Genomic DNA, 23,451 nt, shown 5'->3' with positions numbered 1-23,451 from the left:
CCAATGGCAGCAACCGAGGGCCGAAAGCTCTACGCGGATGGGGCCTGCGATCGCTGCAGCCAGTCGGCGATGGCCGGGTCCAGTCGCGGATCGTCCGGAAGGCGCATGCCGAAGCCCTGCTGCAGCACCTCGCGCACGTCCTGTACATCGCGCAGCGGGCGCTTGGCCGGCACTTGCCCGGGGCGGTATTCGGTGTAGTTGCCGCTGCCGATGGTGCGTCGCCAATCCGGCCCGGTCAGTGACGCACGCAGTTGGCCCGGGAAGCTCGACTGCGGATGCGTGCACACGTACCAGTTGCCCACCTCGTTGTCGATCGGCGCCGGTGGCTGCAGATCGAAGCGGTACAGCGCCCGCCAGTCGTCCGCTGCTTCGGCGGCGAGCATGAAATCGCCATCATCCAGGCGTTGCACGCGGTAGCGCTCATGCGGTGTGTCCTGCACGGCAGTCTCATGCAGGCGCAATGGCACGGTCGGGGTCAGGCTGCCGAAGCCGGTATCGACCAGCCAGTCTTCGTCCTGCAGGCGCACCCGCAGCAGCAGATGGGTACGCGCGGTCAACTCGCCATCGGTGGCCGACAACAGCACCCGTGCGCTCAGCGGCTGCGCGTCGAAGCCCAGGGCGTGCAGCAGCGCCAGGAACGCGCCATTGAGTTCGAAGCAGTAGCCGCCGCGCTGCGCGTGCAGCAGCTTGTGCTGGACGCTGTCGAGGTCGATGGCGACCGCATCGCGCAGCAGGCTGGTCAGCGTCTCGAACGGCAGCAGCGCGTTGTGGTGCTGCTGCAGCAGGGTCAGCCCGGCGAGGGTGAGTGGTGGTCGGGCATCCAGCTGCAGGCGCTGCAGATAGCGGGGGACATCGATGGACATGACGGTCAACACGGGCAGGGGGCTCTACTGTGCTACCGCAACTGGGGTTGAGGTCAAGTGTGCCTCCCCGGTGTCATCCCCCCGTCGCCTGCGGCCGGTACAACAGCGACGACCGGCCACTGTCCGCGGCAGGATTCACTTCGGCGCTAAAGTTGCGCTGAAGCCGGCCGATACAGGTGCGTCCTTCCGCCTGGAGTCTGTCATGTCGGCCGTCGTTCCCCACCTTCGGTCCCTGCGTAGCCGCGTTGCCGGGTTGCGTTCCCGTTTCCCTGGCCTGCTGCGCTGGCTGCAGCCCCATCGGCTCAGCGTCGCCGACAAGCTCAAGGCGACCCTGCTGGTCTGCAGCCTGGGCCTGCTGGCCATCGCCGCCGTCCATGCCTGGACCAACCAGGCGAGCACGCAGGCGGCGCGCGATCAGGCCAGCTACCAGCACGGCAGTGATCGCGTGGCTTCGCTGGCCGCTCGCGTGGCCGAGGCCCGGCGCCTGCAGACCCAGTATGCGCGCAGTTTCGATGATGCAGACCGCAGCCAGTTGCTGGCCACGCAGCAGATGTTGAAGCAGGACCTGCAGGCGTTGCGTGACATGCCGATGGATGCGGGACGACGCAGGGTGCTGCAGGCGATGGCCGAGTCTGTGGATGCATTCTCGCAGGGCATCGCCGCGTTGTTCGAGCGGGTGGATGAGATGGGACGCGGCGACGCCGGTCTGGCCGCGCAGCTGCAGCAGGCTGCCGACGCACTGCAGACGCAGGTGGATGCGCTGGAGCGTCCTGCGTTGTCCCTGCATGTGCAGCGGATGCGGCGCCAGGAAGCGTTGCTGCTGCTCGACGGCGATTCCACCCATGCTGATCGTGCCAGCGAAGAAAAGCTGCCCTTCGATCTGGCACTGACCGGCCTGCCCGCCGAGGTGCAGGAGCGCGTGCGCAACGGGATGGAAGCGTACCAGGCGGCGTTGCTGGGCTATACCGCCGCGCGCGTCGGCCTGGATGTGGAGGCGCAATCGCTGCTTGAGACCGCCGCGGCCGTGGGCCCGGCATTGGCTGCGTTCCAGCAGGCCCAGGTTGCAGCACTGGGACAGGCACAACTGCGCCAGCAGTCAGGCGCAAGGACGGCCAGCGCGCTGTTCGTGGCCACCCTGCTGCTGGTGGCTGGTGTGCTGATCACCAGCCTGGTGCTGGTGGTGCGTGCAGTGCGTCGGCCGATCCAGGACACCCTGCGCTTTGCCGGTGATATTGCTGATGATCGGCTCGACACTACGCTGCGCGTGCACAACGCCAACGATGAGATCGGCCAGCTCGCGCAGCGTCTGGTCGACATGCAGCAGCGCCTGCGTGCGCGGATCGAGACCGAGCGCGCGCTGGCACGCGGTAACACGCGCGTGCGGCAGGCGCTGGACAGCGCGCAGACTGGCTTGATGGTGGTTGATGCGGAAGGGCAGGTGGCCTACGCCAACCCGGCGCTGCTGCAGCTGCTGGGTCTTTCCGCAGAGGCCTTGCTCGGCAGCGACGCGGTTCGCCTGCATCCGGCGCTGGGGGGGCTGATCGGCGTGCGGCAGCGCGAAGAGCGCGAGATCGGCCACGCCGGTACCCGCTACCAGTTGATCGCCAATGCCATCGTCGAGGACGACCACTTCCTTGGCGTGGCAGTGGAATGGCGCAGTCGCGCGCTGGAAACGCTGCTTGAAACCGAAGTGGCGGCACTGGTCGACGCGGCGGCGCATGGCGAGCTGCAGGGGCGCATCGCACTGCAGGGCAAGCAAGGGTTCGTACGCACGCTGTCGACCAGCATCAATCGCCTGCTGTCCACCTTCGAGAGCAACCTTGGCGATCTGCAGGCGCTGCTGGCTGCATTGGCACGCGGTGACCTGAGCGTGCGCATGGAAGGCGACCTGCAGGGCGTATTCGCGCGCATGCGTGACGATGCCAACGCCACCGTCGCGCAGCTGGGCCACATTGTCACCCGTATCCAGCAGGCCACGCTCCGTCTGGATGTGGGGGTCGGCGAGATCGTCGCCGGCCATCACGATCTTTCCCAGCGCACGGAGCAACAAGCGGCCAACCTGGAAGAAACCGCGGCATCGATGCATGAGCTGACCGACACCGTCGGCCGCAATGCCGACGCCGCGGGACGCGCTGACGGACTGGTGCGTGATGCCGCCAGGGTGGCCGAGCGCGGCGGTACCGCGGTCGGCCAGGTGGTGGCGACCATGCAGGGCATCAGCGCGTCGTCGCGGCGCATCGGCGACATCATCCAGCTGATCGATGGCATCGCCTTCCAGACCAACATCCTGGCCCTCAACGCGGCCGTGGAAGCCGCGCGGGCAGGCGAGCAGGGCCGCAGCTTTGCGGTGGTCGCCGCCGAGGTGCGGTTGTTGGCCCAGCGCAGCGCGGATGCGGCCAAGCAGATCAAGGGACTGATTGAGGATTCGGTAGCGCGGGTTGGCCAGGGCAGTACGCAGGCCGAGCAGGCGGGCACCACGATGGATGAGATCGTCAGCAGCGTGCAGCAGTTGGCCGGGCTGCTGGCCGGCATCCGCAGTGCTTCGCATGAGCAGCATGCGGGGATCGCCCAGGTGAACCAGACCGTCGTGCAGATGGAGGCCAGCACGCAGCGCAATGCCAGCCTGGTTGAAGAAGCTGGTGCATCGACCGCGCAGATGCAGGCCCAGGTGCAGGCGCTGGCCGAAGCGGTGGCAGCGTTCCGCCTGCAGCCCGAGCGGCGGGCGCAGGCCGCGGCGTGATGGCCTGATCGCCTTCGCCGGGCCATGCCCGGCGAACGGACTCAATACACGTCGCGCCGGTAACGTCCGTTTTCCAGCAGCGTTTCCACTGCTTCATCGCCCAGTGCCTCGCGCAGCACCTGGTCCACGCCTTCGGCCATGCCGTGCAGCGATCCACACACATGGATCACTGCACCGCGTGCCAGCCACGCATGGAGTTCATCCACCGCAGCGCGCAGTCGATGCTGCACGTAGCCGCCATCGTCCACATCACGCGAGTACGCCTGGTCCAAGCGCAGCAGGTGCGCGTCAGCCTGCCACCGGGTGATCTCGTCGGCGAACAGGAAGTCGTGTGCGCGCTGGCGCTCGCCAAACAACAGCCAATGACCGTGCTCACCCTGATGCGCGGCTTCACGCAGCAGGCTGCGCAGGCCGGCGATGCCCGTGCCGTTGCCGATCAGTACCATCGGTGCGCCCGGCTGCCGATGGAAACCCGGGTTGCGATGCACGCGGGCAGCAACGGCACTGCCAACGGGTGCATGCAGGGTCAGCCAACCCGAGCCGAGGCCCGCGCGGCCGGCTGCGTCGTGAACCCGCCGGACCACCAGCTCCACGTGGCCATCGGCAGCGCATGAGGCGATGGAGTACTCACGCCCAGGCAGTGGCGGCAGGCCCGACAACCACAGGCCTGCATCCTGCACCTGTACGTCACCATCCGGCTCGGGCAGCACGCGTTCGCTGGCCAGTTCCAGCAGCGTCTTCGTACCACCGTCGAGCAGCACCGGTTGCAGGGGATCCAGGCCATGCGCCCGAAGTGCCGCGCGCACGTGCCGCGCGTCGTGGCGTGGTGCGATATGCAGGATGTCACCGGCCTGCCAATCGACATCGGCCGGCGCTGCCAGGCGGATCTGCCAGATCTGGCCACCGACGCTGCCGGCGTTGAGCAGTGTGCGGTCGATCAGGCGCCAGTCGTGCATCACCGTGGCTGCTGGCAGCACGCTGTCATCGGTATCGATGCCGGTCAGCCCGCTCAGCTGCAGCTGCCACTGGCGCAGTGCCACCACCGATGCGGCATCGACGTCGATGCGCGGAAACAACGGCTGCGCGCCCGCGCGGACCAGCCAGTCATCCACCTGCATGCCGAATCCACAGAACCGCGCGTACTGGTGATCGCCCAGCGCGAGCATGCCGTAGCGCAGCCCGGCAAGGTCCGGCAGCTGTGCCAGCAGTTGGCGTGCGCTGCGCCGTGCGTTGTCCGGTGGTTCGCCATCACCGAAGGTGCTGAGTACGAACAGTGCTTGTGTGGTGGCCTGCAGCTGCGTGGCGGTCACGCGCGCAAGCGGCAGTACCTGCACCCCGTGGCCAGCCGCCTGCAGCTGTGCCGCTGCCCGCCAGGCCAGCTGTTCGGCCAGGCCGCTCTGGCTGGCATGCACCACCAACCACGGTGTGCCCCCGGAATGCAGTGCTGCTGCCGGAACGGTCTGCCGCAGCGCGCGTGCCGCGCGCTGGCTGCGGCGGCGGTCCAGGTACAACAGCCAGCCGGTGACGAAGAACAGGCACATGCCCAGGCTGCTGAGCATCACCACGATGCGCCCTGGCATGCCGAAGAAGCTGCCCGAGTGCAGGGCGAACATGCTGGTGGTGAGCTGGCCACCTGCCCCTTGGCGCGCGTAGGGACGTGCGTCGAGGATCGCGCCGCTGGCCGGGTCGAGCTGCAGCAGGTCATGTGCGCGGTCATGGTGGCCGCCACGCTGCGCAGGATCGGCCGACATCACCCGTACGTTGAGTGCTTGCCCGGGCTTCTCCGGCAGACGCAGGTCGATGAAGCCCTGGCGCACGCCGGGCAGCGCATACAGCGTGGCCTCGACGTTGTGCAGATCCAGGGGAAGATCCTTGGCGAGCGTGTGCTTGGCGGGCGGCGCGACACCCACCAATCGGGTCAGCCCGTTGCGGTACCAGTCGAACGACCACCACAACCCGGTCAGTGCGCTCATCAGGTAGATCAGCAGCACCCAGGTACCCACCACCGAATGCAGGCTCCACAGGAAGCCGCGGCCCTTGCGCGCCCACTCCACCGCCAACCAGCTGCGCCAGTGCCACCAGCGGCGCGGCCAGCGCAGGTACAGCCCGGACAGGGTGAAGAACAGCAGGGCGATCGCGCAGCTGCCGGTGATCCACGAGCCGCGCTCGCCAGCAACCAGATGGCGGTGCAGGTCCTCGACGAAATCGAAGAAGGCCTGCCCGCGCAGCGCGCTGAAGCGCTCGCCGCTGTAGGGGTCGAAATACACCCAGTGGTCCTTGCCGCCGGCAAAGCGCGCCACCGACGGGCGCTGGCCGCTAGCGTCCATCCGCAGGCGCTGCAGCGGCCGCTCGGTGCCGGCCTGCAGCAACGGCACCAGTTCACTCAAGGCGAGCGGTTGCTGGTTGTCGGCATGGTGTTCGGCAATCGCAGCGAAACCGGGATTGGCTGCGCGCAGCAGCTCATCCTCGAAGGACAGGACCGCGCCGCTCAGGCCCATTACGGCCAGGATGGCACCCGCGCTGATGCCCAGCAGCCAGTGCAGTTGGAACAGGACGTTCTTGAACATCGGGATCGAGGGCCGTCGAGGCTGCCGCCCGCATCCTGCGCAACAGCAAATGAGAATTAATCTCGTAATTCTCCGGGTCCCGGGCCGCTGCGGTCAAGGAGGGGTTGCCGGCAGGGCTGCGCCCTGCACCTGCAGAGGCAACGGCAACGGCCGGAGCAACAGCAGAAGCGGGCTTCCTGTGGGGAGGCGGGGTGGGTCCGGTTGCGGGGGACGCTGCAAGTACGTCCATGTAAGCTCGGTCGCCGCATCCATGCGGCTCACGCCCCCGCAACCGGACCCACCCCGCCTTCGACAGATCTCCGCGATCTGCCGGAATGGCATTTCTTGCTCTTGGTAGGTGTCGACCTTGGTCGACACGGTAGATCCACGCCATGCGTGGATGCTCTTCAATGAAGTCCATCCACGCATGGCGTGGATCTACTTGGCTGGTGGGTGCCGACCGTTGGTCGGCACGCATTCACCCCTTGAACCGCAACCCCACGCCCGGTTCGGTGAACAGATAGCGCGAATCCAGCGCCGAGTCGCCCAGCTTGTGCCGCAGCTTGCCGACCAGGATGCGCAGGTAATGTGTGTCGTGCTGGTGGGTGGGTCCCCAGATCTCCTGCAGGATCTGCGGTTGGGTGACCACCCGCCCGGCATTGCGCAGCAGCAGCGACAGCAACGCGTACTCCTTGCGGGTCAGCGCCACCAGCTGGCCATCGATCGCCACTTCGCGGCGCACCAGGTCCACATGCAGGTGGCCATCGTCGAACAGCGGCGGCGTGCCATCGGTCGGCACGCTGCGTGTACGCAGCAGCGCTCGTACCCGCGCCATCAGTTCCTGCGTGCCGAATGGCTTGGTCACGTAGTCGTTGGCGCCGTTGTCCAGTGCACGCACCTTCTCGGTTTCGCCGGCGCGCACGGTCAGCATGATCACCGGCACCTGGCTCCACTGCCGTAGCTGCTCCAGTACCTCATGGCCTTCCATGTCCGGCAGGCCGATGTCCAGGATCACCAGGTCCATGTCTTCGCTGGCCGCCATCTGCAGGCCTTCCTGGCCGGTCGCGGCCTGACGCACTTGGTAGCCCTGCGCGCGCAGGCTGATGTCCAGGAACCGGCGGATCTGGGTTTCATCGTCGATCACCAGCACGCGCGGGGCTGGCGCGCTGGCATCAGTCGGGGTCGGACTCATCGTGGGAGGCTGGCTTGAGCAGGGGCAGGGTGATGCGGATCAGGGTACCGCGACCGTCGCGGCCAGGCAGCGCCTGCACGCTGCCACCGTGTGCGCCGATCATGCCCTGGCAGATGGTCAGGCCCAGGCCGGTGCCGTGGCGGCCGCGGTCGCCGCGTTCGACGCTGTAGAACATGTCGAAGATGCGCGCGCGCTCATCGTCGGGAATGCCGGGGCCGGCATCGATCACGTCGATGCGCAGCTGGCCGTCCAGTTCGCGCGCCAGCACCTGCACGGCGGCATCGGCTGGCGAGAACTTGGCAGCGTTCTCCATCACGTTGAATACCGCCTGCTCGACCAGCGCCGGATGCACCCAGATCGGCGCCAGCGTCGCCGGAATATCCAGCTCCAGCCGTACCTTCGGCTGGTAGCGCTGCAGGCGGCGCGCAGCCGAGCCGATCAACTCATCCACGCCGATCCAGTCGCGGTTGATTTTCAGGCCCTCGTGGCCGAGCCGCGTCATGTCCAGCAGATTCTGGATGTAGCGGTCCAGGCGCTCGCCTTCGACCAGGATGGTGTCCAGCAAGGCGCGACGGTCGGCCAGATCCATTGCCGCGCCGTAGCTGGCCAGGCTGTCGGCCGAGCCGATCATCGCCGCCAGTGGCGAACGCAGATCGTGCGACACCGAGGACAGAAGGGCAGAGCGCAGCCGTTCGGTCTCGTTGCTCACGTGCGCCTGTTCCAGCTCGGCGACCAGGCGCGTGCGCAACGCCGCCTGGGCGATGTCATCGACCATCGCTTCAGCCAGCTGGCGCTGTTCGGGCAGCAGCCGCGCCTGCGCGCCGGGCAGATACAGACCGGCCACGCCGATCGCACGGTCTTCGCCGTCCAGCAGTGGCAGGAACCACCATTGCGCGCCAGCCAGGGTATCGGTGAAGCGGCCACTGGGCTGGCCATGGCGCAGGGCCCAGTCGGCCGCCGCCAGATCGGTGTCACCGGGCAGGCTGCGGCCACCGGCGGCGGTATCGGCGCCGATCCGCAGCCAGGCGGGTACGTCCATGGCCTGCTCCAACGCCTGCCGCCCGGCCTGCGCCACTTCACCGTTGCCGGCCGCGCTGGCCAGTTGTCGCCCCAACTGCTGGCGCGCGCGCGCATGGCGGTTGGCCGCGCGCAGGGCAATCACCTGCATGCGCAGACGCGACGCCAGGCGGCCGGCCACCAGCGCAGCGGCCAGGAACAGGAACACGGTGATCACGCCCTGCCTTGCGCCGATGGCGAAGGTGAAGCGCGGGGCGATGAACAGGAAGTTGTAAGCCAGGAAACACAGGATCGCGGCCATCACCGCGACGCTGGCGCGGGTGCGCGCGGCCACCAGCACCACGGCCACGATGAACACCATCGACAGATCGGCCATGCCCACCCAGCGCTCCACCAGCCAAGCGACTGCGCAGGCCAGCCCGGTGGCGATCAACGCCTGCAACGGCTCGTGGCTGAAGCCCCGCATCGGTGGCAGCAGGCCTTCACGACGGGAACGCGCACGCGCCTGCGGCGTGCTGATGATGGTGATCTCGTAGTGCGCGCCGCGCTGGATCAGCTGCTGGGTCAGGGTGCGGTTGAACATCCGCGCCAGCGGTCGTTCGCGGGTGCGGCCCAATACCAGTGTCGATACGCCGTTGTGCGCGGCGTGGTCCAGCAACGCATCGGCGATGCTCGAACCGTGCAGCAGTTCGGCTTCGCCGCCCAGGCGGCGGGCCAGCGCGAACGCCGCATCGATCTCGCGCCGGGTCGCTTCGTCCTGGCGGCGTCCCTGCACCGTCACCACCGTCCACGGTGCATCGCGGCGTTCGGCAATGCGTCGCGCCACCCGTACCAGATATTCACTCTGGCCACCGCCATCGATGGCCACCAGCACGCCACGTCGCAGCGGCAGATTGCTCTCGCCACGGGCCGCACGGGCTTCGCGCAGGCTGCTGTCGACGCGGTCGGCAGCTTCCTGCATCGCCAGTTCGCGCAACGCGGTCAGGTTGGCCGGCGAGAAAAACGCCTGCAGTGCCTGCGCGGCCTGCTCGGGCACGTACACCTTGCCCTGCTGCAGGCGCGCGATCAGCTCGCGCGGCGGCAGATCGACCAGCACGATGTCGTGCAGACGGTCGAGCACACCGTCCGGCACGGTCTCGCTGACGCGCACGCCGGTGATGCGCATCACCACATCGTTGAGGCTTTCGAGATGCTGGATGTTGACCGTGGTCCAGACATCGATGCCGGCGTCCAGCAGCTCCATCACATCCTGCCAGCGCCGTTCGTGGCGGCTGCCCGGCGCATTGCGATGGGCCAGCTCGTCCACCAGCACCAGCGCCGGATGCCGCGCGAGCACGGCATCCAGGTCCATCTCCTGCAGGGCGTGGCCGTGGTAGGCCACCTCCTTCAGCGGCAACTGCGGCAGGCCCTCCAGCAGCGCCTGGGTATCGGCACGGCCATGGGTCTCCACCAGCCCGACCACCAGGTCGACGCCGCGACGCAGCTGTTCCTGCGCGCGGGTCAGCATGGCGTAGGTTTTGCCTACGCCCGGTGCAGCGCCCAGGAACACGGTGAGCTTGCCACCGGCTTCACGTTGCAGTCCTTCCACCAGGGCGTTGGCCTGGCGGGTACGCGCGTCATTCATCGCAGCTGCTGTCATGGCCGCCATTGTGCGCGCAGGCGGTGCAGGCCGGCATCACGGTGCCTTGGCCGCGTGGTCCAGTGCGAAGTTCAGGGTCACCACGTTCACCCGCGGCTGCCCGAACACGCCCCATTGCCGGCCTTGCGTGTTGGCCTTCACCAGCGCCTGCACGCGCTCGACCGGCAGGCCACGCGCACGGGCCACGCGTGCCACCTGCAGCTGTGCTGCCGCCGGCGACAACTGCGGATCGAGGCCGCCGCCGGACTGGGTGACCAGATCGGCAGGGACCTGCGCAGGCGTTACGCCTTCGCGTGCGGCCACCGTTGCGGTACTCGCCGCCACCCGCTCGGCCAGCGCCGGGTTGCTACGTGCCAGGTTGGAGCCGGCCGCTGCCATCGGGTCGTAGTTGGCCGCCGACGGCCGCGCCTGGAAGTAGCCATCGCCGGTGAACGGCTGCGACAGCCATGCCGAAGCACGCACCTGGCCGCTGCCATCGAGCAGCAGGCTGCCTTCAGCCTGCGCCGGGAAGGACAGGCCGGCGAAGCCGGTGGCGATGCCGGCGTAGACCGCACCGGCCAGCAGCAGGGTGGCCACGCCCAGGCCGATCGCGGGGCGCCAGCTGGCGCCATCCTGCAACGTGGCCACGCGCGCCTCGCTTTTCAGCTCGCGGGAAAGGGAAGGGGAGTCAGAACGGTTCATGCGCCGAATACCAGGACAAGAAGAAGGTCGATCAATTTGATCGCCGCGAACGGCAGCAGCACGCCGCCCAGGCCGTACACCAGCATGTTCCGGCGCAGCAGCGCCGTTGCGGTGGCCGGGCGGAAGCGCACGCCGCGCAGCGCCAGCGGAATCAAGGCGGGAATCACCAGGGCATTGAAGATCAGCGCCGCCAGTACCGCGTTGCGCGGGCTCGACAGCTGCATTACGTTCAACGCGGCCATCGCAGGCACCGTGGCGGCAAACAACGCCGGCAGGATCGCGAAGTACTTGGACACATCGTTGGCCAGCGAGAAGGTGGTCAGCGCGCCGCGGGTGATCAGCTGCTGCTTGCCCACCTCCACCACCGCCAGCAGCTTGGCCGGGTCCGAATCCAGGTCGACCATGTTGCCGGCTTCCTTGGCCGCCTGCGTACCCGAGTTCATCGCCAGGCCGATGTCGGCCTGGGCCAGCGCAGGTGCGTCGTTGGTACCGTCGCCGACCATCGCCACCAGGCGACCGCCGGCCTGTTCGGCACGGATGCGGGCCAGCTTGTCTTCCGGGCGTGCTTCGGCGATGTAGTCATCCACACCGGCTTCTGCAGCGATCGCGGCGGCGGTCAACGGGTTGTCGCCGGTGATCATCACCGTGCGGATGCCCATCGCCCGCAACTGCGCGAACTTCTCGCGCATGCCGTGCTTGACCACGTCGGACAGCTCGATCACTCCCAGTACATGGCGACCCTCGGCCACCACCAGCGGCGTAGCACCGTTGCGTGCGACCTGGTCCACGCGCCCCGCCAGTTCGGCAGGTACGGTGCCACCGAGTGCCAGCACATGGGCGCGGATCGCATCGGCAGCGCCCTTGCGGATCTGCCGGCCGTGCATCAGGTCGACACCGGACATGCGGGTCTGCGCGCTGAAGGCCAGGTAGTCGGCCTGGTCCGGCTCCGCGGTGGTGCAGCCCTGCTCGCGGGCCAGGCGCACGATCGACTTGCCTTCCGGGGTCGGGTCGGCCAGCGATGACAGCAGTGCCGCTTCACGCAGCTGGTCGGCGTCGATCCCGGCCAGCGCATGGAAGTGACTGGCCTGGCGGTCGCCGTAGGTGATGGTGCCGGTCTTGTCGAGCAGCAGTACGTCGACGTCACCGGCCACTTCTACCGCCTTGCCCGACTTGGCCAGCACGTTGGCGGCCAGCGCACGGTTCATGCCGGCGATGCCGATGGCCGGCAGCAGGCCACCGATGGTGGTTGGGATCAGGCACACCAACAGCGCGATCAGCAGCAGCGGATCAACCTTGACGCCCACCGAGGCACCGATGGCCGGCAGCGTCGCCACCACCACCAGGAAGGTCAGCGTCATCGCCGCCAGCAACAGGGTCAGCGCGATCTCATTCGGCGTCTTCTGCCGGTTGGCGCCCTCCACCAGCGCGATCATCCGGTCCAGGAAGCTGTGCCCGGGCTCGGCGGTGATACGCACCACGATCTGGTCGGACAGCACCTTGGTGCCGCCGATCACGCCGGAGCGATCCGTACCCGCCTCGCGCAGCACCGGTGCCGACTCGCCGGTCACCGCTGCTTCGTTGATGGTGGCCAGGCCCTGCACGATCTCGCCGTCGGCCGGTACCAGCTCGCCGGCACTGACGATCACATGGTCGCCGGGACGCAGTTCGGCGGCGGGCACCTGGGTTTCGCTGGCACCGGCCTGCGCCGACGCCAGACGGCGCGCCACCAGGTCCTGGCGGGCGCGGCGCAGCGAGGCAGCCTGACCACGGCCACGTGCTTCGGCCACGGCCTCGGCGAAATTGCCGAACAGTACGGTGACCAGCAGGATCGCCGTCACCGCCAGGCCGAAGCCCAGTGGTGCATTGCCGGTCAGGGTAATGATCGCGGCGACGATCGTGCCGGCCATCACCACCGCCATCACCGGGCTGCGCACCAGGTGCATCGGCGACAGCTTGCGTACGGCCTCGATGAGCGCGCGGCGCAGGCCGGCGGCATCGAGCAGGGCCGGGCGGGATGCCACGGAGGAGGAACGGTTTGCGGTTGCGTGACTACTCATGGGGGTGTCCTCAGTGCAGTCCCAGGCTCAGGTGGTCGGCGATCGGGCCGAGTACCAGCGCCGGCATGAACTGCAGCACGGTCAGGATGACGATCACCGAAACCAGGGTCAGGGCGAAGGTCGGTGTTTCGATCTGCAGGCTGCCGGCCGATTCCGGCGCCTGGCGTTTGGCGGCCAGCTGCGCGGCCACCACCAGCGGGATGATCAGCAGCGGGAAGCGGCCCAGCAGCAGTACCAGAGAGCAGCTCAGGTTCCACCAGGGCGTTGCGTCCCCCAGGCCCTCGAAGCCCGACCCATTGTTGGCGTAAGCCGAGACATACTCGTAGAACACCTGGCTGATGCCGTGGAAGCCGGGGTTGGAGGTGCCGGCCAGACCGGGCACGGCCAGCGTGATCGCGGTGAACAGCAGCAGGGTGATCGGCTGCAGCAGCACCAGCAGGGCCAGCAGGCGCACCTGTGGCGTTTCCAGCTTGCGGCCGAACAGCTCGGGCGTGCGGCCGGTCATCAGCCCGGCCAGGAATACACCCAGCAGCAGGTACACGATGAACTGCTGCAGGCCGCAGCCGATGCCACCCCAGATTGCGCTGACCAGCATGTTGACCATCGCCAGGCCGCCAGACAGCGGACTCAGCGAGTCGTGCATGCCGTTGACCGAACCGTTGGAGACCTGGGTGGTCACCGCCGCCCACAGCGCGGTGCCATCGGCACCGAAGCGCACTTCCTTGCCTTCCATCAGCAGCGGCGTTGCAGCGCTGGCGCTATGGCCCTCGCTCCACACCATCGCGCCGGTAGAGAGCAACGACATGCCGAGCATGCAGCTGAACACCAGTGCGCCAAAGCGACGGCGCGCGGTGAAGGCGCCGATCATGAAGATCACCGCCATCGGCACCAGCAGGATGCCGATCACCTCCAGCATGTTCGACACCGGGGTCGGGTTTTCCAGCGGGAAGCTGCTGTTCGGGCCATACCAGCCGCCACCATTGGCGCCCAGCTGCTTGGCTGCGACCATCGCCGCAACCGGGCCCAGCGGCAGCTTCTGCTGCGCCATGCCGGCGCTGGCATCGATCGGCGTGGCCTGCGGGCCACCGGCCATCGTGGAGGGCACGCCTTGGCTGGTCAGCAGCAGCGTCCATACCAGGCACAGCGGCAACAGGAAGCGCACGCACAGGCGCACGACGTCCGCGTAGTAATTGCCGACCGCCACCTGGCGGTCATCACCCGCCGCGGGCGAGGTGACCGATTTCGGCGCACGTGAGAACAGCGCACGCAGCGTGGCCACGGCCAATGCCAGGCCCATCATCGGCGTCACCACCTGCAGGCCGGTGATGCCGGTCATCTGCGAGAAGTAGGACAGCTGTGCCTGGCCGGAGTAGTGCTGCTGGTTGGTATTGGTCAGGAACGAGATCATCGTGTGCAGCGCCGTATCCCAGCGCATGTTCGGGATCTGGTCCGGGTTCAACGGCAACCACGCCTGGGTCATGAACACGGCCTGGGTCAGCACCGCGATCACCACGTTGCTGAGCACGAACGCCAGCACGTAGCCCCGCCAGGACATCGAACGTGAAGGATCAACGCCGAGCACCTTGTACAGCGGCTTTTCGATCCAGTGGAACAGCACGTCGACCTTCATCGGCGTGCCGCGCATCAGCCCGGCAAGGTACAGGCCCAGGGGCCAGGCCAGCAGCAGGCTGGCGGCAAGAATGGCAAGAATTTCAGTCATGGCAGGCTCCGCTCAGAACGACTCGGGCCGTAGCACGACATAAAGAAGATAGGCGGCGGCAACCAGCACCAGCACGCCACACAGCAACGACAGCCAGGGGGACATGGAATTGAGACCTGGTGGAACCCCTCCACCTCAGGGCGTCATCGTCGTCCCCACCCCCATAAACGCACTACGCGCCGGACAGGGCCGACGCGTAAAAAGTGCATAAATTCCGTGGGCCAACCCGTAACCAGCCCCGCCTGCTGTAGAGCCGAGCCTACGCTCGGCTGCTCTTTCCCGAGGTCAAGCGGAGCCGAGCGTGGGCTCGGCTCTACCGGCAATCACGGGGCTTGGCTCGCCGGCGCCACTCCCTTCAGCTGCCGATAGCGCTGCAGGCTGCTCTCGATCTCGACCTTCAATGCCTGCTGCTGCTGTTCGAAGCTGGCCAGCAGCCGTTGCTGCGACTGCAGCTGTGTATGGCGCTGGCCGATCGCCTGGGCCTGCTTGTCGGCCACCTTGCCACCGGCCAGTTCGCGGTCCCCGGCGGCGGCAAGCAGGGCCACCAGCGAATCGCGCAGGCTGGCCACGTTGTACTGGGCGGTCTTGAGGTTGTTGTCGAGCACCTCCTGGCGCTCGGCGAACACACGCCGCAGCGCGTTCTCATCCCCGTAGGTGGCCAGCATCGCCTGTTCGGTGCGCTGGCGGGTCTGCTCGGCCATCTGGTCCAGCTGGACCTGCGCCGCCGCCGTGCTGGCGGCAGCGCGTTCCTCATCGTTCAACGCGCGCTGCACCTGCGCGTTGCGCAGGCCACTGTTGGCGTTGAACTCATCGCGGGCGTTGTTGACCGCATCGGCCGGCAACGCATCGCTGCAGATCCGCTCCTTGCCCTCGTTCCAGCAGTACAGCTTCTTGTCTGCGGCCTTGCCGCTGGACTGTGCCAGCAGCGTGTGCGGCATCACCAGCAGCAGACTGGCAGCAACGATGGCAGGAATTCGGAACATGCGACCTTCCCCCTGGTGGTCAGCGCGTGGAACGGACGCCGTACTGGGCGCGATAGGCCTCCAGCGGCTGCCGGTAGCCTACAAGTTCCGGATTTCCGGAAGCGAAATCAAGCAGGTCGGCCAGTGTCGCCACGGCGATCACCGGGATGCCGGCTTCTTCGGCAACGGCCTGCGCGGCGGAGCGATGGTCGGTGTCCGAGGCGATCTCCTGGCGATCCAGGGCCACCACGATGCCGGCCGGAATGCCGCCCGCAGCGCGGATGATCGCCAGCGCCTCGCGAATGGCGGTGCCGGCGGTGATCACGTCGTCGACGATCAGCACGCGCTTGCCGGTCATGTCGGCGCCGATCAACTGGCCGCCTTCACCATGGTCCTTCACTTCCTTGCGGTTGAACGACAGCGGCAGGTCGCGGCCACGCTGGGCCAGCTCGCAGGCCATTGCGGTGGCCAGCGGAATGCCCTTGTAGGCAGGGCCGAACACCACGTCGTACTTGATCCCGGTGGCATCGATGGCGTCGGAATAGCACGCACCCAGCTGCGACAGCAGGGAGCCGGAGTCGAAACGGCCGGCGTTGAAGAAATAGGGGCTCAGCCGGCCGGACTTGAGGGTGAACTGGCCGAAGCGCAGGGCATCGGCGGTCAGGGCCAACTGCAGGAAACGGTGACGGTGGTCGCTCATCAAAACTCGATTCATATTCATTTGGAGCGCAAATCCTAATCCAGCTGGGCTTTCCGCGCTCGTCCGCGGCCTTCACACCGGTATCCGGGGCGGCCCCCGCGGGCTGCTCAGCCCGGCAGGCAACCGGTATGCTTGCCCGGTTTCCCGCCGTAGGTTCTTCCGCATGCGCATCATCAGTTTCAATGCCAATGGCATCCGCTCGGCCGCCACCAAGGGCTTCCTCGACTGGTTCCGTGGCCAGGACGCCGACGTCCTCTGCATCCAGGAGACCAAGGCCCAGGAAGACCAGCTGACCGACCCGATGTTCCGCCCGGACGGCCACCATTGCTTCTACCGCGATGCCATCACCAAGAAGGGCTACAGCGGCGTGGCGATCTACAGCAAGCGCGAACCGGACCAGGTCATCACCTCGCTGGGCTGGGCCCCGTTCGACGACGAAGGCCGCTACATCGAGGCGCGCTTCGGCAACCTCAGCGTGGTCTCCTTCTATATCCCATCCGGCAGCTCGGGCGACCTGCGCCAGGGTTTCAAGTTCGAAGTGATGGAGTGGCTGCGGCCGATCCTGGAGGAATGGGCGCGCAGCGGCCGTGACTACGTGCTGTGTGGCGACTGGAACATCGTCCGCTCGGCGCTGGATATCAAGAACTGGAAGTCCAACCAGAAGAACTCCGGCTGCCTGCCGGAGGAGCGCGACTGGCTCAATGCCCTGTGCGCCGACCACGGCCAGGCCACCGATGTGGCCACCGGTCGCGGTTGGGCCGATGCCTACCGCCTGCTTCATCCAGCCGGCGAGGACTACACCTGGTGGAGCAATCGCGGCGCCGCCCGCGCCAACAACGTCGGTTGGCGCATCGACTACCAGTTCATCACTCCGGGCCTGCGTGACCGCCTGCGCAGCTGTTCGATCTACCGCGACCAGCGCTTCTCCGACCACGCGCCGTTCATCGTGGACTACGACCTGTGACCGAGGCTGCCAAGCCGCGCCGTTCCTGGAGGCAGGTGCTGGCCAACCTGCGCCAGCGCAAGGTGCTGGCGATGCTCCTGCTGGGCTTCAGTTCGGGTCTGCCGATCTATCTGGTAGGCAACACGCTTGGCTTCTGGATGCGCAAGGAAGGCATCGAACTGAGCACCATCGGCTTCCTGTCGTGGGTGGGCCTGGCTTACACGATGAAGTTCCTGTGGGCGCCGATCGTCGACAAGGCCGACGTGCCGCTGTTCGGGCGACTGGGGCGTCGCCGCGGTTGGATGCTGCTGTCGCAGATCGTCGCCGCGGTGGGCTTGGTCGGCATGGCGTTGATCCAACCCAAGGGCGGCCAGTTGCTGCTGATGGGAATCGCCTGGGAGCATGTGGTGGTCTTCGGCGCGATGGCCGTGGTGGTGGCCTTCGCCTCGGCCACCCAGGACATCGTGATCGACGCCTGGCGCATCGAGAGCGCCGACAACAGTGAACAGCTCGGCTTGCTGACCTCGTCCTCGGCGCTGGGTTATCGCACCGCTCTGCTGGTCACCGACGCCCTGATCCTGATCATCGCCGCCCGCGTCGGCTGGCAGGTGTCCTATGAATTGATGGCCGTGCTGATGGCGCTGGGCGTGGTGGCGGTGGTCATGGCCCGCGAGCCGGCCCGCGAAATCCAGGCAGTGCAGGCGCAGTCCGCGTCGTTGTGGACACCACGCGGCCTGTTCGATGCAGTGGTCGGCCCGTTCGTGGCCTTCGTACGCGAGCATCGCAGCGGCGCGATCCTGATCCTGGTGGCGATCAGCGTCTACCGCATGGCCGACTTCGTCATGGGGCCGATGGCCAATCCGTTCTACGTCGATCTTGGTCTGGACGAGGATACCGTGGGCGCCGTGCGTGGTTCGGTCGGCCTGGTGGCCACCTTCATCGGCATCGCCGCTGCGGGCCTGGTGTCCGTACGCTGGGGCGTGCTGGCAGCGCTGTTGGCGGGCGCCGTGCTTGGCCCGGCCTCCAACCTCGCCTTCGCCTGGTTGGCCTATTCAGGGCCGGACACCACTCACTTTGCTGTCGCAATGGCGATCGACAATTTCGCCAGCGGTTTCGCGGGTACCGCGTTGATCGCCTACATGTCGAGCTTGACCAGCATTGGCTATACCGCCACCCAGTACGCCCTGCTCAGCTCGTTCTACGCGATGCCTGGCAAAGCGCTGAAGGGCTTTTCCGGCTGGTCGGTACAGACCCTGGCACAGGGCCGCACGCTGCTGGAAGGCTACGCGCTGTTCTTCATCGGCACTGCCCTGGTGGCGATCCCGGTGGTGATCCTGTGCGCGATGCTGATTCTGCAGCAGCGCCGGCGCGCCGTGGCCTGACAGTTGCCGGCGCCCCCGGCGTGCGGGATGATCGCCCCGACGCGCCGAGGGGGCGGTGCCTTGCGAACGGGGAAGTGAGCATGGCCGACGTAACGCTGCGGGACCTGGACCCGCTGCTGCTGGAACGCATCAAACGGGTCTCGGTTGCGCGAGGCTGGACCCACGAACAGACCTGTGCGGCGCTGCTGGAGCAGGGCCTGCTAAGCAGTGAGCTGGAGGTCCGCTCCGGCTTCGGCGATCCCGAAGTGGATGCCCTCTCCGCCGCTATTGCCGCATTGCAGGCGCTTCCCGCTGGCCAGGGATTCGATTAGCGCCCAGTAGATCCACGCCATGCGTGGATGGCACCATCCTCACGCCGGATGGATCGCCCCGAGAATCCGCGGCCCCTTCGCCCCCGTCACGCTCGGCAGGTTGCCCGACAGCCCGTCCATCGTCCGCTGCGCCAGCCAGGCAAACCCCATCGCCTCCACATACTCCGGGTCCAGCCCGTGCAGCGCCGTGGACTCGACCACCACGCCCGGCAGTCGTGCCGCCAGCCGCCGCATCAACTGCGCGTTGCGCACGCCACCGCCGCATACCAGCACCCGCCGGGTGTGCGGCTGCTGGGCGAGCAACGCATCCACCACCGTCGCCGCAGTCAGCTCCAGCAGCGTCGCCTGTACATCGGCGGCGGCAAACTGGCCTTCCTCCATGTGTGCTTCGGCCCACGGCAGGTGGAACTGCTCGCGCCCGGTGCTCTTGGGTGGCGGTAGCGCGAACCACGGGTCCGCGCGCCAACCGGCCAACAGGCTGTCATCCACCGCGCCACTGGCCGCGTACGCGCCGTCCGCATCGAAGCTGCGCCCCGTGTGTCGTTGGCACCAGGCATCCATCAGCGCGTTGGCGGGACCGGTATCGAAGCCACGCACGACGCCTTCGCGCGGGATCAGGGTCAGGTTGGCGATCCCGCCCAGGTTCAGCACCGCACGATCCTCATCGGCCGCACCCAGCATGCCCAGGTGGAAGGCCGGCATCAGCGGCGCGCCATGGCCACCGGCGGCAACGTCGCGGCGGCGGAAATCGCACACGGTGGTGATGCCGGTCAGTTCGGCGATGCGGTTGCCGTCGCCCAGCTGCAGAGTGAAGGCCGGATCGGCCAGCGGTCGATGGCGCACCGTCTGCCCGTGCGAGCCGATGGCCCGCACCTGCGTACGGTCGACACCGGCCTCGTCCAGCAACTGGTTGGCGGCGACGGCGAAGCTGATCGCAATCCGCGCGTCCAGCTCGCCCAGCTCCTCCAGCGACTGCAGCGGGCCGCCTTCGCCAAGGGCGACCAGCCGTGCCCGCAGCACCGGCTCCCAGCGGGCGGTCAAGCCATGCACGAAGCGGCACCCCCCGTCGGCCGGGAACTGCACCAGCGCGGCATCGATGCCGTCAGCGCTGGTGCCCGACATCAGGCCCAGGTAGAGGGGAAGGGACGGATCGGCAGTGGTGTTCATGGCAGGCATAAAAAAAGGACACGGCAAGCTTGTGCTGCCGTGTCCTTCTTCGTCAACGCAGGGCTCAGCCGCGCTTGCGGCCTGCCGGCACCTTGTCCTTGGCGCTGGCCACCTCGGTGGTCGCGCTTTCGGTGGTCGGGGCGGGGCTGGCGTCGGCGTAGATCAGCTTCTCCATGCCCTGGATGCGGGCCATCGCCGGTGCGGTCTGCGCCCGGAACGCCACCAGCTCGGCCCCCTTCAGCGGCTCCGGTGGCGGCATGGTCACCGTCAGCGGGTTGCGGTGCTCGCCATTGACCCGGAATTCGTAGTGCAGGTGCGGTCCGGTCGCCAGGCCGGTCGAGCCGACGTAGCCGATCACCGTGCCCTGGGCCACGCGCTGGCCGTTCTTGATGCCGGCAAAGCGCGACATGTGCCCGTACAGGGTGGTGTGGCCACGGCCGTGGTCGAGGATCACCACGTTGCCGTAACCGCGCTGCACGCCGACGAACTGCACCCGCGCATCGCCAGCGGCCATGATCGGGGTACCGGTGCGCGCCGCGTAGTCCACGCCCTTGTGCATGCGCATCTTGCCCAGCACCGGGTGCTTGCGCGCGCCGAAGGTCGAACTCAGCCGCGCGAACGGGATCGGCATGCGGATGAAGCTCTTCTTCAGCGAACGGCCGCTGATGTCGTAGTACTCGGACTTGCCGTTGCGGTCGAAGCGGAAGCCGGAATAGGTCTTGCCGCCGGTGGTGAAGGTCGCCGCCAGGATCTTGCTGGTATCGACCTTCTCGCCCTCGCGCCAGGTCTCATCCATCACCACGCTGAAGCGGTCGCCCGGCTGCAGATCCTTGGAGAAGTCGATGTCGTATTTGAAGATGTCGTCGGTCATCGTCGCGATGGCCGATGGCGACAGTCCGGCGCGGCGTGCAGCGGCGTACAGCGAACTGGTGATCTCGCCGCTGGTGACCACCGTCCGCGTGGACGTCTCGCGCTTGGTTACCGTTTCCTTGATGTCATCGCCGCTCAGGCTGAGCTCGACCCGGTTGTCGGCATCGCGGTCGAAGCGGATGCTGCGCAGGTCACCGGAGAGCGGCATGTCGAAGGCGATCTCGGCGCCCGGGCGCAGCTTGGTCAGTGATTCGCGCGCACCCGGATGGTCCAGCACCCGGTGCAGCGTGGTTGCCGAGATGCCGGCCTTGTCGAACAGGTCGCTCAGGGTCTGCCCGCGCTGTACCCGCAGCACCTGCCAGCTGTCGCCGGGGATCTGCTGCTGGCGGGACATTGCCAACGGCGGCAACGGCAGAGCCAGGCTGGTGTGGCTGTCGGCGTAGGGGGCATCGATGGTGTGCGAGAAGCCCGGCACGATCGTGGCCACCAGTGCGCCGATGGTCACGAACAGGCTGGCGTGCATCCAATGACGGCGCGTCCAACGTTCGTTGAACGCAGCGGGAAGGTGTTGCCTCAGCTTCCGGTGCAGGGCGTTGTCGTGCAGGACGTGGAGTCGTTCCTGGAAGCGCTGCTTGCGTGCGCGGCCTTGATCGGAATTGAGCATCAGATGTCGGTCTCTGGCTGACCCGGGAACGCGGGCCCAAACGCCGGTAACATAGACACCTAACAAATTCGCGTCAAACCCTTGTGCCTATTGGCTTTTGTGAAGCCGATCGGGTTAACTTCGCTTTAACACCCCACATAAGAAACGGCGTTGCCGGGAGTAGTCACGTGTCCTCGATTGAAGAAGCCCTTGCCCTGATCGGCCGTGGTGCCGACGAGATCCTCAAGCTCGAGGATCTGCGCGCGCGCCTGCAGGAAGGCCGCCCGCTGCGCGTCAAGGCCGGCTTCGACCCCACCGCGCCGGACCTGCACCTGGGCCACACGGTCCTCCTGAACAAGATGCGTCAGTTCCAGGACCTCGGCCATCAGGTCATTTTCCTGATCGGCGACTTCACCGGCATGATCGGCGATCCCTCCGGCAAGAGCCTGACCCGCAAGCCACTCAGCCGCGACGACGTGCTGGCCAACGCCCGTACCTATGAAGAGCAGGTGTTCAAGGTGCTGGACCGCAGCCGTACCGAAGTCCGCTTCAACTCGGAGTGGTTCGGCAAGATGAGCGCGGCCGACATGATCCGCCTGGCCGGCCAGCACACCGTGGCACGCATGCTGGAGCGCGACGACTTCGCCAAGCGCTATGCCGCCCAGCAGTCCATCGCCATCCACGAATTCCTGTACCCGCTGGTGCAGGGCTACGACTCGGTGGCCCTGGAAGCGGACGTCGAGCTCGGTGGTACCGACCAGAAGTTCAACCTGCTGATGGGCCGTGGCCTGCAGGAACACCACGGGCAGAAGCCGCAGGTGGTGCTGACCATGCCGTTGCTGGAAGGCCTGGATGGCGTCAACAAGATGTCCAAGTCGCTGGGCAACTACATCGGCATCAGTGAGCCGGCCATCGACATCGTCACCAAGACCATGAAGGTGGATGACGCCCTGATGTGGCGTTGGATCGAGCTGCTGTCCTTCGATATCAGCCAGGCCGAAGCGGCTTCCCTGCGCGAGCAGATCGCCAACGGCCTGAATCCGCGCGTGGTGAAGCTGCGCCTGGCCCGTGAACTGGCCACGCGCTTCCACGACGCTGCAGCGGCCGAGCAGGCGATTGCCGGCTGGGAAGCGGCTGTTACCGGGCAGGGCGACATCACCCAGCTGCCGCTGCAGGACGTGGCGATCCCGGCCGAAGGCCTGCGTATCGCCGCACTTCTGACCGCGGCCGGCCTGACCCCGAGCAACTCCGAGGCCAACCGCAAGCTCAAGGAGCGTGCGGTGAAGGTGGACGGCGAAGTGGTGGAAGACGGTCAGCAGGTATTGCAGCCCGGCTTCGAGGGCCTGCTGCAGGTCGGCAAGCGCACCTTCGCCCGCGTGCGCCTGGTCGCTGCCTGATACGAAGGAAGGGCCGGCGCAGCCGGCCCTTCCTTCTGCTCTTGTAGAGCCAAGCCCACGCTTGGCTGCTCTTCGCGGGATCCTCCCGCAGCGCGGCGGATGAACGGATGCAACATCCGTTGAAAAAAATCGCCACACCCCCTTCACAAATGGCGGGAATAGGGACATACTTCTCCTCCCCCGTCGCAGGGGTCGCCACCAAGGGGCTTCAGCGACAACAGGGCGCCCACCACCGCCGAACGAGATGATCGAACGAAGGTGTTGACGGACTGAAAAAGTCTGGCATAATGGGCGGCTCGCTACGAAGGAAACTTCGCAGCACACGGGAACGGCGCTGAGGCCACTTCCCAAGATCTTTGAAAGTATGCGCAGGTATCTTGTGAAGGCGCCTGCAGGAAGGATGATTGTCCATCTTGCAGACGTTTGATCAAGCAACTATTAATTGTTTTAAAGCAAGCGATACGTTGCCAGAATCATTCATCTGCAGCTTTAAATTTTTGTCTTCGGACAATGCTGTTTTAAGTGAAGAGTTTGATCCTGGCTCAGAGTGAACGCTGGCGGTAGGCCTAACACATGCAAGTCGAACGGCAGCACAGGAGAGCTTGCTCTCTGGGTGGCGAG

The 23,451-nt window shown here is 67.0% G+C and carries 17 protein-coding genes and 1 rRNA gene (1 of these 18 cut by a window edge); 6 read left to right on the top strand and 12 right to left on the bottom strand.

The genetic code is table 11. The features are described from left to right. Positions 1-29: 29 nt before the first annotated feature. The gene (locus HUT07_RS17995) at positions 30-863 is read right to left on the bottom strand and encodes an arylamine N-acetyltransferase (RefSeq protein WP_176022060.1); all 834 of its coding nucleotides are present in this window, start codon (positions 861-863) and stop codon (positions 30-32) included. Positions 864-1,065: 202 nt separating this feature from the next. Here HUT07_RS17995 and HUT07_RS17990 point away from each other — a divergent pair, with 202 nt between their 5' ends. Further along, positions 1,066-3,603 carry a methyl-accepting chemotaxis protein gene (locus tag HUT07_RS17990; RefSeq protein ID WP_176022059.1) on the top strand — a complete coding sequence of 846 codons (2,538 nt, stop codon included), beginning with the start codon at positions 1,066-1,068 and terminating at the stop codon, positions 3,601-3,603. Positions 3,604-3,644: 41 nt separating this feature from the next. On the opposite strand, the gene HUT07_RS17985 is transcribed toward HUT07_RS17990, so the two are convergent. From HUT07_RS17985 to pyrE, 9 genes are all read right to left on the bottom strand, one after another. Then, positions 3,645-6,170, bottom strand: a complete 2,526-nt coding sequence (locus HUT07_RS17985) for a sulfite reductase flavoprotein subunit alpha (RefSeq protein WP_176022058.1) — start codon at positions 6,168-6,170, stop codon at positions 3,645-3,647. A gap of 457 nt (positions 6,171-6,627) precedes the next feature. Continuing rightward, positions 6,628-7,341, bottom strand: a complete 714-nt coding sequence (locus HUT07_RS17980) for a response regulator transcription factor (protein ID WP_176022057.1) — start codon at positions 7,339-7,341, stop codon at positions 6,628-6,630. Continuing rightward, positions 7,322-9,982 (bottom strand): sensor histidine kinase KdpD, encoded by a 2,661-nt coding sequence (locus HUT07_RS17975; protein WP_176022056.1) that lies wholly within the window; start codon positions 9,980-9,982, stop codon positions 7,322-7,324. Before HUT07_RS17975 ends, HUT07_RS17980 begins: the two co-directional genes overlap by 20 nt. A 51-nt stretch (positions 9,983-10,033) precedes the next feature. Further along, positions 10,034-10,678 carry a potassium-transporting ATPase subunit KdpC gene (kdpC, locus tag HUT07_RS17970; protein ID WP_176022055.1) on the bottom strand — a complete coding sequence of 215 codons (645 nt, stop codon included), beginning with the start codon at positions 10,676-10,678 and terminating at the stop codon, positions 10,034-10,036. Beyond that, positions 10,675-12,735, bottom strand: coding sequence for a potassium-transporting ATPase subunit KdpB (gene kdpB / locus HUT07_RS17965; RefSeq protein WP_089241335.1), 2,061 nt, complete (start codon positions 12,733-12,735; stop codon positions 10,675-10,677). The genes kdpC and kdpB overlap by 4 nt, the downstream gene beginning before the upstream one ends. Before the next feature lie 10 nt (positions 12,736-12,745). Further along, entirely contained in the window at positions 12,746-14,455 is a 1,710-nt protein-coding gene (kdpA, locus tag HUT07_RS17960) for a potassium-transporting ATPase subunit KdpA (protein WP_176022054.1), read from the bottom strand. 12 nt (positions 14,456-14,467) lie between these two features. Further along, entirely contained in the window at positions 14,468-14,560 is a 93-nt protein-coding gene (locus HUT07_RS17955) for a potassium-transporting ATPase subunit F (RefSeq protein ID WP_005407770.1), read from the bottom strand. A gap of 218 nt (positions 14,561-14,778) precedes the next feature. Then, positions 14,779-15,438, bottom strand: a complete 660-nt coding sequence (locus tag HUT07_RS17950) for a hypothetical protein (protein ID WP_176022053.1) — start codon at positions 15,436-15,438, stop codon at positions 14,779-14,781. Positions 15,439-15,457: 19 nt separating this feature from the next. Next, complete coding sequence (pyrE, locus tag HUT07_RS17945; RefSeq protein ID WP_089241329.1) at positions 15,458-16,117, bottom strand: orotate phosphoribosyltransferase; 660 nt, start codon at positions 16,115-16,117, stop codon at positions 15,458-15,460. A gap of 163 nt (positions 16,118-16,280) precedes the next feature. On the opposite strand from pyrE, the gene HUT07_RS17940 reads away from it, so the two are divergent. The 3 genes from HUT07_RS17940 to HUT07_RS17930 all read left to right on the top strand — a co-directional run bounded on the left by HUT07_RS17940 (position 16,281) and on the right by HUT07_RS17930 (position 18,753). Next, positions 16,281-17,081 (top strand): exodeoxyribonuclease III, encoded by an 801-nt coding sequence (locus tag HUT07_RS17940; protein WP_176022052.1) that lies wholly within the window; start codon positions 16,281-16,283, stop codon positions 17,079-17,081. Then, positions 17,078-18,442: an MFS transporter gene (locus HUT07_RS17935; RefSeq protein WP_176022051.1), complete on the top strand. Its 1,365-nt coding sequence runs from the start codon at positions 17,078-17,080 to the stop codon at positions 18,440-18,442. Before HUT07_RS17940 ends, HUT07_RS17935 begins: the two co-directional genes overlap by 4 nt. Before the next feature lie 80 nt (positions 18,443-18,522). After that, positions 18,523-18,753, top strand: a complete 231-nt coding sequence (locus HUT07_RS17930) for a hypothetical protein (protein ID WP_176022050.1) — start codon at positions 18,523-18,525, stop codon at positions 18,751-18,753. A 39-nt stretch (positions 18,754-18,792) separates the two neighbouring features. Here the strand turns inward: HUT07_RS17930 and HUT07_RS17925 are convergent, their stop codons facing one another. Beyond that, complete coding sequence (locus HUT07_RS17925) at positions 18,793-19,920, bottom strand: anhydro-N-acetylmuramic acid kinase (protein WP_176022049.1); 1,128 nt, start codon at positions 19,918-19,920, stop codon at positions 18,793-18,795. A 64-nt stretch (positions 19,921-19,984) separates the two neighbouring features. Continuing rightward, a complete protein-coding gene (locus HUT07_RS17920) occupies positions 19,985-21,454 on the bottom strand; it encodes a peptidoglycan DD-metalloendopeptidase family protein (protein WP_176022048.1) in 1,470 nt (489 codons plus the stop codon). A 167-nt stretch (positions 21,455-21,621) separates the two neighbouring features. Here HUT07_RS17920 and tyrS point away from each other — a divergent pair, with 167 nt between their 5' ends. Further along, the gene (tyrS, locus tag HUT07_RS17915; protein WP_176022047.1) at positions 21,622-22,830 is read left to right on the top strand and encodes a tyrosine--tRNA ligase; all 1,209 of its coding nucleotides are present in this window, start codon (positions 21,622-21,624) and stop codon (positions 22,828-22,830) included. Positions 22,831-23,349: 519 nt separating this feature from the next. Then, positions 23,350-23,451 (top strand): 16S ribosomal RNA (locus tag HUT07_RS17910) (it continues 1,443 nt past the right edge of the window).

Origin of the sequence: Stenotrophomonas sp. NA06056 (assembly GCF_013364355.1) — a bacterium.
In the GTDB taxonomy this organism is placed as follows: Bacteria; Pseudomonadota; Gammaproteobacteria; order Xanthomonadales; family Xanthomonadaceae; genus Stenotrophomonas.
This window is presented reverse-complemented; position numbering and strand designations above follow the sequence as displayed.

Coding starts and splice junctions, on each gene's coding strand:
- HUT07_RS17995 (WP_176022060.1), bottom strand. CDS start 863: ATGTCCATCGATGTCCCCCGCTATCTGCAGCGCCTGCAGCTGGATGCC.
- HUT07_RS17990 (WP_176022059.1), top strand. CDS start 1,066: ATGTCGGCCGTCGTTCCCCACCTTCGGTCCCTGCGTAGCCGCGTTGCC.
- HUT07_RS17985 (WP_176022058.1), bottom strand. CDS start 6,170: ATGTTCAAGAACGTCCTGTTCCAACTGCACTGGCTGCTGGGCATCAGC.
- HUT07_RS17980 (WP_176022057.1), bottom strand. CDS start 7,341: ATGAGTCCGACCCCGACTGATGCCAGCGCGCCAGCCCCGCGCGTGCTG.
- HUT07_RS17975 (WP_176022056.1), bottom strand. CDS start 9,982: ATGAATGACGCGCGTACCCGCCAGGCCAACGCCCTGGTGGAAGGACTG.
- kdpC (WP_176022055.1), bottom strand. CDS start 10,678: ATGAACCGTTCTGACTCCCCTTCCCTTTCCCGCGAGCTGAAAAGCGAG.
- kdpB (WP_089241335.1), bottom strand. CDS start 12,735: ATGAGTAGTCACGCAACCGCAAACCGTTCCTCCTCCGTGGCATCCCGC.
- kdpA (WP_176022054.1), bottom strand. CDS start 14,455: ATGACTGAAATTCTTGCCATTCTTGCCGCCAGCCTGCTGCTGGCCTGG.
- HUT07_RS17955 (WP_005407770.1), bottom strand. CDS start 14,560: ATGTCCCCCTGGCTGTCGTTGCTGTGTGGCGTGCTGGTGCTGGTTGCC.
- HUT07_RS17950 (WP_176022053.1), bottom strand. CDS start 15,438: ATGTTCCGAATTCCTGCCATCGTTGCTGCCAGTCTGCTGCTGGTGATG.
- pyrE (WP_089241329.1), bottom strand. CDS start 16,117: ATGAGCGACCACCGTCACCGTTTCCTGCAGTTGGCCCTGACCGCCGAT.
- HUT07_RS17940 (WP_176022052.1), top strand. CDS start 16,281: ATGCGCATCATCAGTTTCAATGCCAATGGCATCCGCTCGGCCGCCACC.
- HUT07_RS17930 (WP_176022050.1), top strand. CDS start 18,523: ATGGCCGACGTAACGCTGCGGGACCTGGACCCGCTGCTGCTGGAACGC.
- HUT07_RS17925 (WP_176022049.1), bottom strand. CDS start 19,920: ATGAACACCACTGCCGATCCGTCCCTTCCCCTCTACCTGGGCCTGATG.
- HUT07_RS17920 (WP_176022048.1), bottom strand. CDS start 21,454: ATGCTCAATTCCGATCAAGGCCGCGCACGCAAGCAGCGCTTCCAGGAA.